The sequence below is a fragment of the Variovorax sp. PMC12 genome, from assembly GCF_003019815.1.
Classification (GTDB): domain Bacteria; phylum Pseudomonadota; class Gammaproteobacteria; order Burkholderiales; family Burkholderiaceae_C; genus Variovorax.
In genome coordinates, this window is the sequence record NZ_CP027773.1 from 1,458,597 (window position 1) to 1,472,909 (window position 14,313).

Sequence of the window (14,313 nt, forward strand, 5' to 3'; positions counted from 1 at the left end):
CCGGCACAACGGAAGCGCCCATGTGCGCAGGGCGCCGGGGGACATTCGCGGAGGGGAGTACCCGATGGCCTGCGCACAAGCCCTGAACAACAGCAAACAACACGACGAGACAACATGACCGACACCACCCCGCTCTACAACGCCGACGCCCTCAAGGACTACGCCAGCGCCCTCCTCCAGAAAGCCGGGCTCGAAGCATCCAAGGCCGACAGCGTGGCCCGCACCCTGGTCGAAGGCGATCTGCTGGGCCACGACACCCACGGCCTCGCGCTGCTGGCCGGGTATGTGAAGGAACTGGAATCGGGCGGCATGACCCGCGACGGCACACCCGAAGTGCTGTCCGACCGCCCCGCCGCCGTGCTGTGGGACGGCAAGCGACTGCCCGGCCCGTGGCTCATGGACCAGGGCATGGACCTGCTGGTGCCCCGCGCGCGCGAACTGGGCACCGCCTCGCTCGTCATCCGTCGCAGCCACCACATCGCCTGCCTCGCCGTCTACATGCTGCGCGCGCTGCAGGAAGACATGCTCATGCTGCTCGCCTGCTCCGACCCCAACACCGCCAGCGTCGCGCCCTTCGGCGGCACGCAGGCCGTGTTCACGCCCAATCCGCTGGCCATGGGCTTTCCGCTGTCGCAGGGCGGCGTGATGGTCGACATCTCGGCGTCCATCACCACCAACGGCATGAGCAACCGCAAGCGCGCCGCCGGCGAGACCTTCGCCGAGGAATGGCTGATCGACGCCGCCGGCAAGCCGTCGAACGACCCGCAGGTGCTGTTCGACCAGCCGCCCGGCACGCTGCTGCCCGTGGGCGGCCTGAGCCACGGCCACAAGGGCTACGGCATGGCGCTGCTGGTCGAGACGCTCACCGCCGGCCTCGCGGGCCACGGCCGGGCCGACCCGCCCGAAGGCTGGGGCGCCACGGTGCACATCACGCTGCACGACCTGAACGCCTTCGGCGGCAAGGACGCCTTCCTGCGCCAGATGGACCACGTGGCCGCGCAGTGCCGCGCCAACACGCCCATCGACCCGGCCAAGCCTGTGCGGCTGCCGGGCGAAGGCGGTCTGAAGCGTCGGGATGCGCAATCGAGGAACGGGGTGCGGCTGCACCCGTCGATCGCGCGTGCGCTGCACGATGCCGAGCAGCGCTACGGCCTGCGGCTGGCGCAGGCGCTGGTCTAGACCGGAGGCAGGCTCAGTCTTCTTCGGTTTCTGAAGAGCCGGGAGCGGCTTCGCCCGCCGGCCGCGGCTTGCGCTTGCCGGGCTTGGCCACGACCTCGACATAGAACTGCCTGCCGCCGTCCTTGACCACGCCGTCGATCAGGCCGGTGATGGCCGAGAGGTGGACGACTTCGGCCGATTCCTCGGCTGCGCCGAACTTGCAGTCGAAGTCCCAGAAGTCGGCGCCTTCGGGCAATTCGCGCCGCCGCTCGCGCTTGATGTACTTGCGGATCTCGTGCTTGATGGCTTCGAGGAGACGGTCGGGGTGCTTGCCCTCGACCTGAAGCTGAAAGGTTTTTCTCATGGGTGATCGTAACCAATGTGAAAGCCGCCCAATCCGGCACCGCCCGATGCCCCGGATGGGCACCGATCTTGCTCGCTACCATGGCTGCCAGGCAACAGATACCGCGGCGGCCATGCCGATTCACCCATGCTGACCTTCTTTCATCCGGAGCAACTGCTGCACCACCCGCGCAGCTACCTGTCGCGCGGGCAGATGCGCACCCCGCAGGAAATTCCGGAGCGCGCGCTGCGGCTCGTCGCCGCCGTGCAGTCGCTCGGCTTCGACCTCCGGACGCCGGGCGATGCCGGCATGGCGCCGCTGGCCACCGTGCACAGCGGCGATTACCTGCGCTTTCTAGAGGAAGCCCACGGCGAATGGAAGCAGATGCCGCCCGACTGGGGCGACGAGGTGATGTCGAACGTCTACGTGCGCGAGCCCAACCGCCTGCGCGGCATCCTGGCCAGGGCGGCGCGCTACCTGGCCGACGGCAGTTGCCCGGTCGGGGCCGAGACCTGGCGTTCGGCGTACTGGTCGGCCCAGAGCGCGGTGGCCGGCGCGGCGGCCATCAACGACGGCGCCCGCGCGGCCTATGCGCTGTGCCGCCCGCCCGGCCACCATGCCCGCGTCGATGCGGCCGGCGGCTTCTGCTACCTCAACAACGCAGCCATTGCCGCGCAGGCATTGCGCGGGCGCTTCGCTCGCGTGGCGGTGCTCGACACCGACATGCACCATGGCCAGGGCATACAGGAGATCTTCTACGGGCGCAGCGACGTGATGTACGTGTCGATCCACGGCGACCCGACCAACTTCTACCCGGCCGTGGCCGGCTACGAGGACGAACGCGGCGCCGACGAGGGCGAAGGCTTCAACGTCAACTTCCCGATGCCGCACGGCGCACCGGAAGCGGTCTTCTTCGAGCGGCTCGACGACGCAACGCAGGTGCTGCGGCGCTTCGCGCCCGATGCGCTGGTTCTGGCGCTGGGCTTCGACATCTACAAGGACGATCCGCAGTCGCAGGTGGCGGTGACGACCGAGGGCTTCGGGCGCTTGGGCAAGGCTGTTGGCGCGCTGGGCCTGCCGACGCTGATCGTGCAGGAAGGCGGCTATCACCTCGAGAGCCTGGAAGCCAACGCAAGCGCCTTCTTCGGGGGATTCGCGGATATCGCGTGATGGTCTTGGCGGCGGCGGCCGCCGCGCTGTGTACAGTCGGCGCTTCGAATGGAAGCAGGTGAAGACATGGCGCGCGCAAACGACTGGGCAAGCAAGGTGATGGCATTGATCAACGGTGGCAACCCCACCGCAGCCATCGCGCAGATCAAGGTCGCGCCCTCGGTCAAGGACCTGAAGGCGCTGCAGACCATCATGACGCTCTCGAAAATGAAAGGCCGCTATCCGAACGTGGATGCGGCCATTGCGGACAACCTGGAGCTCCTCGCAGCGCCCCGGCTGCACCGCTCGCCGTGATTTACAGCGCCTGACCCAGGCGCTTCACGCCCTCTTCGATCTTGGCCACGTCGGCCGTCGCGAAGCTCAGGCGCAGCGTGGCCACGTCGGGCTTCTCGGCGAAAAACGGCGCGCCGGGCACGAAGGCCACGAGCTTCTCGATGGCGCGCTTGGCCAGTTCGTTCGCATCGGCCAGCTTGCCGTTGGCGCCCGTGAGGCGCGCCCAGAAGAACAGGCCGCCGTTGGGCTGGGTGAAGCTCACCGCGTCGCCCAGTTCGCGCTTGAGCGCATTGCCCATGGCCTGCGCGCGCTGGCCGTACACCTCGCGCACGTGCGCCAGCGTGGCCGGCATGCGGCCGCTCTTGAGGTACTGGGCCGCCGTGGCTTGCGAGAAGGTGCTGGTGTGCGCGTCGCTGAACTGCTTGCACATGGTGGCCTTGGCCAGCAGCTCGGGCGGGGCGATCATCCAGCCGATGCGAAGGCCCGGGCTCAGCACCTTGCTCAGGCTGCCGCAGTGCGCCAGCAGCTCGCGGCTGCCGGGCACGTCCTTGCTCAGGGCCATGATCGACGGCGGCGGGGCTTCGCCGAAGTACAGGTCGCCGTAGGGGTCGTCCTCGACGATCAGCGTCTGGTACTTCACGGCCAGCTCCAGCACCTTCTTGCGGCGCTCCAGGCTCAGCATGGCACCGCTGGGGTTGCCGAAGGTGGGAATCAGGTAGACGAACTTGGGCTTGTGCTCGGCGATGAGCTTCTCGAGCTCGTCGGTCTTCACGCCGTTGGCGTCGATGGGTGCGCTGATGAGCTGCGCGCCGTACAGGCGGAAGCACTGGATGGTGGCCAGGAAGGTCGGGCCCTCGACGATCACCTTGTCGCCGGGCGAGATCATGGTCTTGCCCAGCAGGTCCAGCGCCTGCTGGCTGCCGGTGGTGACGATCAGTCCGGAGGGGTCGACCTCGACGCCCTTGGTCTTCATGAAGGCGCTCAGCTGCGTGCGCAGCGGCTCGTAGCCTTCGGTGGCGCCGTATTGCAGCGCGCCGCCGGGTTCTTCGGTGAGTGCCTTGTTGCTCGCCTCCTTGAGGCCCTCGACGTCGAACATGGCGCTGTCAGGGAAGCCGCCCGCGAAGCTGATGATGCCGGGCTTGCCCAGCAGCTTGAAGAGTTCGCGGATGGCGGAGGTCTCGACGTTGTCGAGTCGGGAGGCGAATTGCATGGTTTGGCTCTCTTTCTGGGGTGCCATTGTCGCGAAAGCCGCGGGCAATAAAGCTGCGTAAGGCTTTGGCCTTTCAACGATATATTGCGCTAACGCCGACCTCCGCCCCATGAAAAAAGAAAACATCCCGCTCTTCTTCGCCACGCTGCAGGCGGCCAACCCGGAACCCCAGACCGAACTCGAATACACCACGCCCTTCGAGCTGCTGGCCGCCGTGCTGCTGTCCGCGCAGGCCACCGACGTGGGCGTGAACAAGGCCACGCGCAAGCTGTTCCCGGTGGCGAACACGCCGCAGGCCATCCTTGACCTCGGCGTGGAGGGGCTGGAGGACTACATCAAGACCATCGGCCTGTACCGCAGCAAGGCCAGGCACCTGATCGAGACATGCCGCATGCTGGTGGAGCAGCACGGCGGCCAAGTGCCGCGCACCCGCGCCGAGCTGGAAGCGCTGCCCGGCGTCGGCCGCAAGACCGCCAACGTGGTGCTGAACGTGGCCTTCGGCGAGGCCACCATCGCGGTCGACACGCACATCTTCCGCATGGGCAACCGCACCGGGCTCGCGCCGGGCAAGACGCCGCTGGAGGTGGAACTCAAGCTGGAGAAGCGCGTCCCATTGCAGTACCGGCTGCACGCGCATCACTGGCTCATCCTGCACGGGCGCTACGTCTGCGTTGCGCGCAAGCCGCGTTGCTGGGAATGCGCGGTCGCCACCTTCTGCGACTACAAGCCCAAGACACCCGCGCCGAAGACGGCCTGAAGAAACACATCCGACGACACACCGAATGACAATGAAGAAGCCCCCGTCCCGCGCGCTCCTGGCCACCGTCCTGCTCGGCATGGCCGCCTGCTTGCCGGCCGTGTCGTGGTCGCAGGCCGCATCGCCCGGCCTGGGCGCCGATGCGATGGCGCAATACGGCGGGCGCTGGTCCACCGACTGCGCCAACGCCGCCGCACCCACCGTGCAGGTGCACGCCGACATGCTGATCGCCGAGAGCGGCAAGCGCCGCGTGGTCGGCACCGCACCGCAGACGGCCCACAGCTTCTTCGGCAACAGCCCGCCCCCGCCCAACTTCGACGTGGCGCTGATGAGCAGCGTGCCCAAGGCCGGCGCCCTGAACTTCCTGGTCTACCGCGAGGCGCGCGGCCAGTCGATCACGCTGGACGCCGAAAAGCCCGTTGCCGGCCAGCTCGGCCCCGACATGATGAAGCTGCGCTACTGGCGCTGCGACGGCGCCGCGCGCGCCGTGCCGCCGCCGGCCGAAGCCGCCGTGCCGGCGAAGCAGCCGGCGCCGCCCACAGGCAGCCCCGCCGCGCTCGCGCAGGGGCCGGCCATGCAGAAGGCCTGGCGCGCCGCACTCGGCACGCGCGAAACCGACCGCTGGCTGGTGCGCCGCGAGGGCCCGGCGCCGGAACCCCAATGGGTGACGGTCGACGGCACGCGCTACCTGCTGCATGCCTTCTGCAAGCCGCACGACTGCTACGACAACAACGCCATCGCCCTGTACGACCAGGGCTCGGGCCGCATCTATGGCCTGGTGCAGCGCGGCGGCAAGAACCGGCTGGTGGGCACGCCGCCCGCCGCGCTGGCGCCCCAGCTCGACAAGCTCTGGCGCGAGCAGTGGCGCAAGAAGAGCTGAGCGGCGCCCGCCCCGGGCCGCTCCAGGCGGCACTCAGGCCAGCTTGAACATGCGCACCGCATGCACCAGGCCCGCGGCCTGATCGTTCATCGACTGCGCGGCGGCTGAGGCCTGCTCGACCAACGCGGCGTTCTGCTGCGTGGTGCGGTCCATCTGCTTGATGGCGTCGTTCACCTGCTCGATGCCGGCCGACTGCTCCTGGCTGGCCGCGGTGATCTCCGCCATGATGTCCGTCACCCGCCGCACGCTGCCCATGATCTCTTCCATGGTCTTGCCGGCTTCATTGACCAGCGTGCTGCCGGCCGCGACCTCGCCCACCGAGTCGCCGATCAGCGTCTTGATTTCCTTCGCGGCCGCGGCCGAGCGCTGCGCCAGGCTGCGCACCTCCGACGCCACCACCGCGAAGCCCCGCCCCTGCTCGCCGGCACGCGCCGCCTCCACCGCCGCGTTCAGCGCGAGGATGTTGGTCTGGAACGAGATGCCGTCGATCACGCCGATGATCTCCACCACCTTGCGCGACGAGGCGTTGATGGACGCCATCTTCTCCACCACCTGGTCCACCACCGCGCCGCCGCGCGAAGCCACCTGCGAGGCCGAGTCGGCCAGCTGGTTGGCCAGCCGCGCGTTGTCGGCGTTCTGCTTGACGGTGGAGGTCAGCTCCTGCATGGAGGCCGCCGTCTGCTCCAGCGAGCTGGCCTGAGCCTCGGTGCGCGAAGATAGGTCGCGGTTGCCCGAGGCGATCTGGCTCGACGCCGTGGCGATGGAATCGGTGCCGTCGCGCACCTGCCCCACCACCTTGGCCAGCTCGTCGTTCATGGAGCGCAGCGCGCGCATCAGCATGCCGGATTCCGAGGAATCGGCCACCTCGATGCGCGCCGTCAGGTCGCCCGACGCCACCTGCTGCGCCACCGTCACCGCCTGCCCGAGCGGCCGCGTGATCGAGCGCGTCATGCGAAAGGCCAGCAGCAGCCCGCCGACCAACGAGGCGCAGCTGATCCACACGATCAGCCACTTGGCGCGCTGGTACGCGGCCTGGGTCGACGCGGTGCTTTCGTCGGCGCTCTTCTTCAGCTGCGCCTGGAAGGCCGCGACATGCGCCAGCACCTGGTTCAGCAGCGGCATGCATTCCTGGGTCAGCACCCTGACCGCCGCCTCCGTCTGGTGCGAGGTGGCGAGCGCGACCACGTTGCCGGCAATGGGCAGGTACTGCGCCTCGAGCGCGCGCAGCTTCTCGAGCATCCGGCGCTCCTCCGGGGTCGAGGTGGCCGGGTCGGCCATCACCGCGGCCATGCCCTGCAGGCCGGCGTCGATCTCGCGCTGGGAACTGCCGACGAGCTCCATGTCTCCTTTCTGCCCGGCCGAGTCTTTCACCAGCGCCAGGTTGCGCGCCGCGATGGCGCGCTTGCCGATGGCGGACTGCACGCTGTTGAGCTCGTCGAGCTTGCGCTGGCCGACCTCGGTCGCGAAGGCGATGCGCTGCGATAGATTGGCCATCTGGTGCAGGCCGATGCCGGTGATGACCAGCTGGAGCAGCAGCAACAGCGCAAAACCCAGCCCGAGGCGGGCTCCAATCCTGAGATTCGAAAGATCGAGCATGTGGCTTCCTCAAAAAAAGTTGCGTGGTCTCCCTTTCGTCATCGGCGGCCCCGGCATGCGCCACCCCACCCCTGAAGGGTGGGATGGGCAAACCCGGATACATGTGTTTCAGCGGGCGCCGGATGAATGAAAATTCACACGGATGCAATCCGACCTCTCCCCCGGCGCGACCGCACTGCGCGCCCGCAGCCGCAGCCGCCGGCTGCTGGTCCGCCAGAGCCTGCTCGACCGGCTCGCAGGGCCGGGCACGCGCCGCTGTGTCGTGCTTCGGGCGCCCGCCGGCTTCGGCAAGAGTTCGCTCCTGCTCACATGGCAGCGCGAACTGGTCTCGGCGCAAACCGATATCGCCTGGCTCAGGCTCGCCGACGTTCCCGAGGGCGACCTGCATTTCATGACCGCCCTGATGGCGGCACTGGGCGCCATCGATGCCGCCCTCACCCGGCAGGCGGTGGCACACGCCCGCCCCGATGCCTACGCCATCGAGCGGCTGGTCATCGCGCTGGTGCGGGGCATCGCCGCGCACGGCCGCAAGGTGGTGCTGATCGTGGACGACGTGCACTGCGCGCAGAGCGAGAACGTGCTGCACGCGCTGCAACTGCTCGTCGAGTACGCGCCGCCCAACCTGCTGTGCGTCTTCGCGAGCCAGCAAGAGCTGCCGATGACGCTGGCGCACACCCCGGGCTCCAAGACGGTGCTGGAGCTGCGCAGGGACGACCTGCGCTTCAGCCTTGCGGAGTCGATCGATTACCTCGGCATGCGCCTGCCCGACCTGGACGAGCGCGCCGCCACGGCGATCCACCGGCTCACCGAAGGATGGCCGGCCCTGTTGCGGCTGGCCAGCGCCGACGTGCGCCGGCGGCGCGGGGTGCAGTCGTCGCCCCTGGTCCACGGCGTGCCCGACCCCGAGCCCTTTGCCGCGTACTTCCACGCGCACGTGTTCTCCCGCCTTTCGGCCACGCAACTGCGCCTGCTCACCTGCTGCGCCGCCGCCACCCGCTTCAACGCGCTGCTGTGCGCCGACCTGGCGGGTGCCGGCTACACGCCCACTCTGTGCTCGGAGCTGCTGGAACCGCTGGCGCGCGAAGGCCTGCTGTCCTCCCCGCCGGAAGGGCCGGAAACACCCGAACCGCTGCAAGCACAAGACGCCGCACCGCCGCGCGAACGCTGGTGGCACATGCACCCGCTGCTGCGCAGCGTGCTGCTGACGCGCTTCGAGGCCTGGCCCGAGGCGGAGCGCCTGCGGGTGCATGCCACGGCATGCCAGGTGTTCGCGCTGCGCGGCCTGCACCACCAGGCCGTGCGGCATGCGCTGGCCGCCGGCCACCGCGAGACGGCCGCCCGGCTGGCCGAGCGCGGCGCGGCGGCCCTGTTCACCCAGGGCCGGATGAACGAGGTGATCGCGCTGGTGCGCCAGCTCGACGCCCGGACCGTCGGCGACAACACCAATCTCGCTCTCTGGATGGCCTGGGTCGAACTGGCCGACTACCGCCTGGACGACTGCGCGCGCAGCATCGAGCGGCTGCGCGGACAGGCGGGCGCCACTACGCCGGATCGTGCGCCGGATCGCGCGCCGGATCTTGCGCCGGACATGCGCTACCGGCTCACGCTGCTGAGCTGCCTGCTCGCCATCCGCAACGACGACAACGACGCGCTCTCGCGGCTGCTGCCGGAGCTGCTGGCCCCGCCGCCGGGAGCCGACGACTTTGCGCTGGCCGGACGGCGCAACGTGCTCACCTGGCTCTACCTGCACCGCAGCGAGTTCGAGCAGGCGCGGCGCATACAGCGCGACGAGCCCACGCCGCGGGTGGACGGCGAACCGATGGTCGGCACCCTGTTCGGTTCGCTGATGGGACGCTGCCTCGTCGGCCTGTCGTATGCCGTCGAGGGCCAGATGCACCGCGCGGAGCGCATCTACCGCCAGGTGCTGAACGAAGCGCAGGAACGCGGCGCGCGCTGCGCCGAGGCCGAGCGGCTGACCGCGCAGTTGCTGGTCGAGGTGCTCTACGAGCAGCACGGTCCGCTGGTGGCGGCGCGCTTCATCCAGGAACAGCTGGGCGCGCCCGACGGCCTGATTCCGGACACCGCCCTGCGCATGATCATCGTGTCGAACCGCGCGCAGCAGGCCGCCGGCCGACGGCGCGAGGCGCTGGAGCATCTGGCGCAGGCCGCGAGCTTCCTGGGGCGCTTCGGCATGGACCGCGCACTGGCCTGCGTGCTGCTGGAGCAGTTCAGGATCCAGCTGGCGGGCAAGGACGCCGAAGCGGCACGGGCGTCGTTGCAGGAACTGGAAGTGCTGCAGAGTCGGCACCCGGGCGTCGAGCCCGGCACCCTGCGGCGCATCGCCGACGTCGTGGAGCAGGCGCGCATCTGGCTGGCGATGCACGACGGCGAACTGCTGCCCACGCTGGCGAAGATCGAAACCCTCTCGCACCGCTACGGGCAACGTGGGCAGATCGGCTTCGTCGCCGCGCTCCAGCTCCAGGCGGCCGAGGTCGAGCGCAGGCTCGGGCGCGCCGAAGCGTCGAGGGCGCGCGTGTGCGCGGCCCTGCGGCTGGGCCACAGGCTGGGGCTGCTGGCCACCCTGCTCGGCGCGCACGACAACGCGCTGGAGCTGATCCGCACCGCGACGACGATTCCCAATCTCGACCCGGTGCTGTCGTTCTTCATCGAACGCATCGAGGCGCTGGCGCAATCGCAACGCGACGCGAGCGCCGAGCCCGCGCCGGCGCCGCGCTTCAGGGACGACCGCCGGCCGAGCAGCCAGCTCACGCTGCGCGAAGCCGAGATCGCCGAGCTGCTGCTGCAGTCGCTGCCCAACAAGAAGATCGCGCTGACCCTCGGCCTGTCGCTGGACACGGTCAAGTGGCACCTGAAGAACATCTACATGAAGCTGGACGCCCACGGGCGCAGCGCCGTCGCGCAGCGCATGCGGCAGGAGGCGGAGCGCGACGACGACGGCAGGTAGCCGCCGGTACCTCTCTCCGTCAGGCGGAGGTCGGATGCCCGAAGGTCAGCCAGCCGCCGAACGGCATCTCGCCGCCGGGCCAGTCGCTCGCTGCCGCCGGGCAACGGATGCCGCGCTGCAGCAGCGTCACCGCGCGCAGCACGCCGGAGTGCGTGACCCAGAGCGTGTCGCGCCGCTGCGCCAGCCATTCGTCGTGCGCGGCGGCAATGCGCGCCATGAAGGCGCGCACGCTCTCGCCGTGGGTGCCCACGCGCAGGTCCGCGAAATCGGCGGTCCAGGCGTCGAAGTCTTCGCGCGGAATGGAGGCCCACGCGCTGCCTTCCCAGGCGCCGAAATCCATCTCGGCCAGCCGCGCGTCGCGCCGCACCGGCAGCTCGGGCCGCAGCGCGGCGATGGCGTCGGCCAGCGCGACGCAGCGCCGCAGCGGCGAACTGCACAGCAGCGTGCCGGCCGGCAGCAACGGCGCGATGCGCCGGGCGGCGTCCAGCGTGGCGCCGGCATCGGCTTCGAGGTCCGTGGCGCCGTAGCAGAGGCCCGGTTCGGCCACCACCGGGGCATGGCGCTGGAGCCAGAGCGTGCTCATGCCCGCCAGGCCAGCGCCAGGTAGATCGCGAGCTCGCAGACCTGCTGGGTCGCGCCCAGGCCGTCGCCCGTGAAGCCCTGCAACCGCCGCATGAAGAGCCGCGCCATCCAGCCCGCGGCCAGCAGGGCCATGAGCACCGCCGCCCCGACGTGCACTGCGTCGTGCGCCAGCAGCAGCAAGGCCACGGCCGGCACCGTCCACAGCAAGGCGATGAGCAGCGCGCCGCCGCTGATGGCGTCCGCCAGCGGCTTGGCCTTGCTCGCGCCGCTGTCGCCCACATAAGGCAGCCAGCGGATCAGGAACAGCGGCATCAGCCGCGACAGCACATGCGCACCGACGATGGCGATGGCCACCGGCTGCAGCCCGCGCGCGGCCAGCGTGGCGAGCAGCGCGAACTTCAGGCCCAGCGCCAGCACCAGCGCCACCGCGCCGAAAGCGCCGATGCGCGAGTCCTTCATGATTTCCAGCGCCCTTTCGCGCCGGGCCGATCCGCCCAGGCCGTCCGCCACATCGGCCAGTCCGTCTTCATGGAAGGCACCGGTCAGCATCACCGTGGCGACGGTGCTCAGCACCGCCGCCGCCAGCGCGCCCGCCACGCCGGGCAACCCCGTGCCCACGCCGGTGAAGACCAGGGCGGCCACGCCGCCCACCAGCCAGCCGATGCCCGGCAGGTGCGCGGCGCTCGCACGCAGCATCTGCGGACTGAAGCCGACCCAGTCCGCGAGCGGGCCCGTCACGGGCACCCGCGTGAAGAACTGCAATGCCAGCAGGAAGTGCCTGATGCCGCTCATGCGTCCTTGCGCGACACGCCCGCCGCCTCGAAGCTGGCCATTTCGCGCAGGATGCGGCAGGCCGATTCGAGCAGCGGCCACGCCAGCGCCCCGCCGGAGCCTTCGCCCAGCCGCAGGTCGAGGTTCAGCAGCGGCTCCAGGCCCAGTTGCTCCAGCAGCAGCACGTGGCCCGGCTCGGCCGAGCAATGCGCGGCCACGCAGCGCTGCGCCACATGCGGCTGCAGGGCCTGCGCCACCAGCACGGCAGAACTCGCGATGAAGCCATCGACCACGATCACGCGGCGCTCTTCGGCCGCCTGCAGCACGGCGCCGACCAGCGTGGCCACCTCGAAACCGCCGAAGGCCGCCAGCGCGTCCAGCGGTGCCGTCGCATCCGCGTGCAGCGCGAGCACCTGGCGCAGCACTTCGCGCTTGCGCGCCAGCCCCGCGCCGTCGAGCCCGGTGCCGATGCCGGTGCAGTCGTCGATTCGCAGGCCGCCCAGCCGCGACAGCAGCAGCGCGGCCGACGAGCTGTTGCCGATGCCCATCTCGCCGAGCAGCAAGGCGTTGCCCGGCAGCGCCTGCACCACTTCGCGCCCGTTGGCGATGGCCTGGGCGCATTGCTCCGGGCTCATGGCCGGGCCGGCCGAGGCGTCGGCCGTGCCGGCGGCAATCCGGCGCGAGACAAGGCCGGGCCGGGGCTGGAAGTCGCGCCGCACGCCGCAGTCGACCACCGTCAGCGCCAGACCGTGCTGGCGCGCCAGAACGCTCACCGCCGCGCCGCCGGCCAGGAAGTTCTCGACCATCTGCCAGGTCACGTCGCTCGGATAGGCCGAGACGCCGCGCGCCGCCAGCCCGTGGTCGCCCGCGCAGACCAGCATCTGCGGCGCCTCGAGCAGCGGCAGTTCGGTGCCCAGGATCAGCCCGATGCGCAAGGCCAGCGCCTCCAGCCGGCCGAGCGCGCCGAGCGGCTTGGTCTTGTTGTCGAGCGCGCTCTGCAGGCGCACCGCCAGCGCTGCGTCGGCGAGGTCGGGAATGGTGGGAATGGCGGGAATGAGGTCGTCGTCGTTGTTCATGCAATCAGCCCGGCCAGCACGCCGGCGTCGAAGTGTGTGTCGATGAAATCGGCCAGGCCGTCGAAGGTGGCGTCCAGCGTGGGAGCCGAGGCGCCGAACAAGGCATGAAGCGCGCCGGGGTCTTCGAACAGGCCGTGCATGTAGATACCCAGCACATTGCCGCGCGCGTTCTGCCAGGCCAGCCCTTCGGGCATCACCGGCCGGCCGTCGTGCGCCAGCTGCGGATGGGCGGCCGTCTGGCCGTGGTGGATTTCGTAGCCGGCCACCGGCACGCCGGACAGCGCGGCCCATGCGCCGCCCAGTTCGCCGAAGGTGGCGGCGCGGTGGCGCACCGTCTTCTCGCGCGCGAACACCGTCACCAGCGGCAGCAGGCCCAGCCCCGGCGCGTTGCCGTCGATGCCGTGCGGATCGACCAGCGCCTCGCCCAGCATCTGCAATCCGCCGCAGATGCCCAGCACCGCGCCGCCGCGTTCGGCGTGCGCTGCCACGGCGCTGTCGAGCCCCTGCGCGCGCAGCCAGGCCAGGTCGCCGCTGGTGTGCTTGGAGCCGGGCAGCACGATCCAGTCGGCGCCGGCCACGTCGGCCGGCGTGCGGGCCCAGACCAGCCGCACGCCCGGTACGTTCTTCAGCGCCTGGAATTCGTCGAGGTTGCTGATGCGCGGATACGCCACCACCGCCACCGTGCGGGTGACGGTGCCGCTCGCGCGGCTGCGGTCGTCGAACACGCCGTCTTCCTCGGGCAGGCCGTGCTGCCACCACATGGGAAGCGTGGCCACGGTGGGCACGCCGGTCAGTTCCTGCAGCTGCTGCGGCGCGGGCGCCAGCAGCGCGGCGTCGCCCCGGAACTTGTTGAGCACGAAGCCGTGCAGCAGCGAGCGGTCGGCCTCGGGCAGCAGCGCCCAGGTGCCGTACAGGTGCGCGAAGGCGCCGCCACGGTCGATGTCGGTCGCCAGCAGGCAGCGGGCCTGGGCGTGGCGGGCGATGCGCATGTTGACGATGTCGCTGGCCATGAGGTTGATCTCGGCCGGCGAGCCGGCGCCTTCGATCACCACCACGTCGTTCTCGGCGCGCAGTTCGTCGAGCGCCCGGGCGATCTGCGGCCAGACGCGCTCGCTGCGCCCGCGCCACGGCAGGGCCGAGAGCTCTTCGCTCACCTGCCCCATCAGCACCACCTGGCTGTGGGTGTCGCGCTCGGGCTTGAGCAGCAGCGGGTTCATGCGCACGTCGGGCACGGCGTTGGCGGCCAGGGCCTGGAAATACTGGGCGCTGCCGATTTCTCCGCCGCCCACCACGCGGGCGTTGTTGCTCATGTTCTGCGCCTTGAACGGCGCCACCTTCAGGCCGCGCCGCGCATACCAGCGGCACAGCGCCGTGGCCAGCCAGCTCTTGCCGGCCCCGCTGGTGGTGCCGAGGACCATGACGCACCGCGCCGGCCGGTTTGTTGCCGTTGAACTCATCGGCGAATTGTCGTTGAGCGCCAAAACCGTCCAGGTGGAGCGACGAAATGAGACATCTTTCACACCTGGAGCATT

Annotated in this window: 13 protein-coding genes; 6 read left to right on the forward strand and 7 right to left on the reverse strand. The window is 70.2% G+C overall.

Going from position 1 to position 14,313, the window contains the following annotated elements; all coding sequences use genetic code 11:
• The first annotated feature begins 114 nt into the window (after nucleotides 1-114).
• Nucleotides 115-1,179 (forward strand): Ldh family oxidoreductase, encoded by a 1,065-nt coding sequence (locus tag C4F17_RS06735; RefSeq protein ID WP_106934706.1) that lies wholly within the window; start codon nucleotides 115-117, stop codon nucleotides 1,177-1,179.
• A gap of 13 nt (nucleotides 1,180-1,192) precedes the next feature.
• Here C4F17_RS06735 and C4F17_RS06740 read toward each other — a convergent pair whose 3' ends face one another.
• Nucleotides 1,193-1,522 carry a DUF6172 family protein gene (locus C4F17_RS06740; RefSeq protein WP_106934707.1) on the reverse strand — a complete coding sequence of 110 codons (330 nt, stop codon included), beginning with the start codon at nucleotides 1,520-1,522 and terminating at the stop codon, nucleotides 1,193-1,195.
• Between the two features lie 126 nt (nucleotides 1,523-1,648).
• On the opposite strand from C4F17_RS06740, the gene C4F17_RS06745 reads away from it, so the two are divergent.
• Nucleotides 1,649-2,671 (forward strand): histone deacetylase family protein, encoded by a 1,023-nt coding sequence (locus C4F17_RS06745; RefSeq protein ID WP_106934708.1) that lies wholly within the window; start codon nucleotides 1,649-1,651, stop codon nucleotides 2,669-2,671.
• Nucleotides 2,672-2,737: 66 nt separating this feature from the next.
• Complete coding sequence (locus tag C4F17_RS06750; protein WP_081267286.1) at nucleotides 2,738-2,965, forward strand: hypothetical protein; 228 nt, start codon at nucleotides 2,738-2,740, stop codon at nucleotides 2,963-2,965.
• 1 nt (nucleotide 2,966) lies between these two features.
• Here C4F17_RS06750 and C4F17_RS06755 read toward each other — a convergent pair whose 3' ends face one another.
• Complete coding sequence (locus tag C4F17_RS06755; RefSeq protein WP_106934709.1) at nucleotides 2,967-4,154, reverse strand: aminotransferase-like domain-containing protein; 1,188 nt, start codon at nucleotides 4,152-4,154, stop codon at nucleotides 2,967-2,969.
• A 109-nt stretch (nucleotides 4,155-4,263) separates the two neighbouring features.
• On the opposite strand from C4F17_RS06755, the gene nth reads away from it, so the two are divergent.
• A complete protein-coding gene (gene nth / locus C4F17_RS06760) occupies nucleotides 4,264-4,911 on the forward strand; it encodes an endonuclease III (protein WP_106934710.1) in 648 nt (215 codons plus the stop codon).
• 31 nt (nucleotides 4,912-4,942) lie between these two features.
• On the forward strand, nucleotides 4,943-5,791 hold the full coding sequence (locus C4F17_RS06765) for an Ivy family c-type lysozyme inhibitor (RefSeq protein WP_234382632.1): 849 nt from the start codon (nucleotides 4,943-4,945) through the stop codon (nucleotides 5,789-5,791).
• Nucleotides 5,792-5,824: 33 nt separating this feature from the next.
• Here the strand turns inward: C4F17_RS06765 and C4F17_RS33710 are convergent, their stop codons facing one another.
• Nucleotides 5,825-7,387, reverse strand: a complete 1,563-nt coding sequence (locus C4F17_RS33710; protein ID WP_106934712.1) for a methyl-accepting chemotaxis protein — start codon at nucleotides 7,385-7,387, stop codon at nucleotides 5,825-5,827.
• Between the two features lie 142 nt (nucleotides 7,388-7,529).
• Here C4F17_RS33710 and C4F17_RS06775 point away from each other — a divergent pair, with 142 nt between their 5' ends.
• Nucleotides 7,530-10,352 carry a helix-turn-helix transcriptional regulator gene (locus C4F17_RS06775; RefSeq protein ID WP_106934713.1) on the forward strand — a complete coding sequence of 941 codons (2,823 nt, stop codon included), beginning with the start codon at nucleotides 7,530-7,532 and terminating at the stop codon, nucleotides 10,350-10,352.
• A 19-nt stretch (nucleotides 10,353-10,371) separates the two neighbouring features.
• On the opposite strand, the gene C4F17_RS06780 is transcribed toward C4F17_RS06775, so the two are convergent.
• From C4F17_RS06780 to C4F17_RS06795, 4 genes are read right to left on the reverse strand one after another with little or no spacing between them, the layout of a single operon-like run.
• Nucleotides 10,372-10,935, reverse strand: coding sequence for a histidine phosphatase family protein (locus C4F17_RS06780; RefSeq protein WP_106934714.1), 564 nt, complete (start codon nucleotides 10,933-10,935; stop codon nucleotides 10,372-10,374).
• The gene (locus tag C4F17_RS06785) at nucleotides 10,932-11,726 is read right to left on the reverse strand and encodes an adenosylcobinamide-GDP ribazoletransferase (protein ID WP_106934715.1); all 795 of its coding nucleotides are present in this window, start codon (nucleotides 11,724-11,726) and stop codon (nucleotides 10,932-10,934) included. Before C4F17_RS06785 ends, C4F17_RS06780 begins: the two co-directional genes overlap by 4 nt.
• On the reverse strand, nucleotides 11,723-12,781 hold the full coding sequence (gene cobT, locus C4F17_RS06790) for a nicotinate-nucleotide--dimethylbenzimidazole phosphoribosyltransferase (protein ID WP_106934716.1): 1,059 nt from the start codon (nucleotides 12,779-12,781) through the stop codon (nucleotides 11,723-11,725). The genes C4F17_RS06785 and cobT overlap by 4 nt, the downstream gene beginning before the upstream one ends.
• Nucleotides 12,778-14,238 (reverse strand): cobyric acid synthase, encoded by a 1,461-nt coding sequence (locus C4F17_RS06795; RefSeq protein WP_106937464.1) that lies wholly within the window; start codon nucleotides 14,236-14,238, stop codon nucleotides 12,778-12,780. Before C4F17_RS06795 ends, cobT begins: the two co-directional genes overlap by 4 nt.
• Nucleotides 14,239-14,313 lie beyond the last annotated feature (75 nt).

Excerpts from the sequence above, each read along its gene's own strand:
- C4F17_RS06735 (WP_106934706.1), top strand. The coding sequence starts at position 115 with ATGACCGACACCACCCCGCTCTACAACGCCGACGCCCTCAAGGACTAC.
- C4F17_RS06740 (WP_106934707.1), bottom strand. The coding sequence starts at position 1,522 with ATGAGAAAAACCTTTCAGCTTCAGGTCGAGGGCAAGCACCCCGACCGT.
- C4F17_RS06745 (WP_106934708.1), top strand. The coding sequence starts at position 1,649 with ATGCTGACCTTCTTTCATCCGGAGCAACTGCTGCACCACCCGCGCAGC.
- C4F17_RS06750 (WP_081267286.1), top strand. The coding sequence starts at position 2,738 with ATGGCGCGCGCAAACGACTGGGCAAGCAAGGTGATGGCATTGATCAAC.
- C4F17_RS06755 (WP_106934709.1), bottom strand. The coding sequence starts at position 4,154 with ATGCAATTCGCCTCCCGACTCGACAACGTCGAGACCTCCGCCATCCGC.
- nth (WP_106934710.1), top strand. The coding sequence starts at position 4,264 with ATGAAAAAAGAAAACATCCCGCTCTTCTTCGCCACGCTGCAGGCGGCC.
- C4F17_RS06765 (WP_234382632.1), top strand. The coding sequence starts at position 4,943 with ATGAAGAAGCCCCCGTCCCGCGCGCTCCTGGCCACCGTCCTGCTCGGC.
- C4F17_RS33710 (WP_106934712.1), bottom strand. The coding sequence starts at position 7,387 with ATGCTCGATCTTTCGAATCTCAGGATTGGAGCCCGCCTCGGGCTGGGT.
- C4F17_RS06775 (WP_106934713.1), top strand. The coding sequence starts at position 7,530 with ATGCAATCCGACCTCTCCCCCGGCGCGACCGCACTGCGCGCCCGCAGC.
- C4F17_RS06780 (WP_106934714.1), bottom strand. The coding sequence starts at position 10,935 with ATGAGCACGCTCTGGCTCCAGCGCCATGCCCCGGTGGTGGCCGAACCG.
- C4F17_RS06785 (WP_106934715.1), bottom strand. The coding sequence starts at position 11,726 with ATGAGCGGCATCAGGCACTTCCTGCTGGCATTGCAGTTCTTCACGCGG.
- cobT (WP_106934716.1), bottom strand. The coding sequence starts at position 12,781 with ATGAACAACGACGACGACCTCATTCCCGCCATTCCCACCATTCCCGAC.
- C4F17_RS06795 (WP_106937464.1), bottom strand. The coding sequence starts at position 14,238 with ATGAGTTCAACGGCAACAAACCGGCCGGCGCGGTGCGTCATGGTCCTC.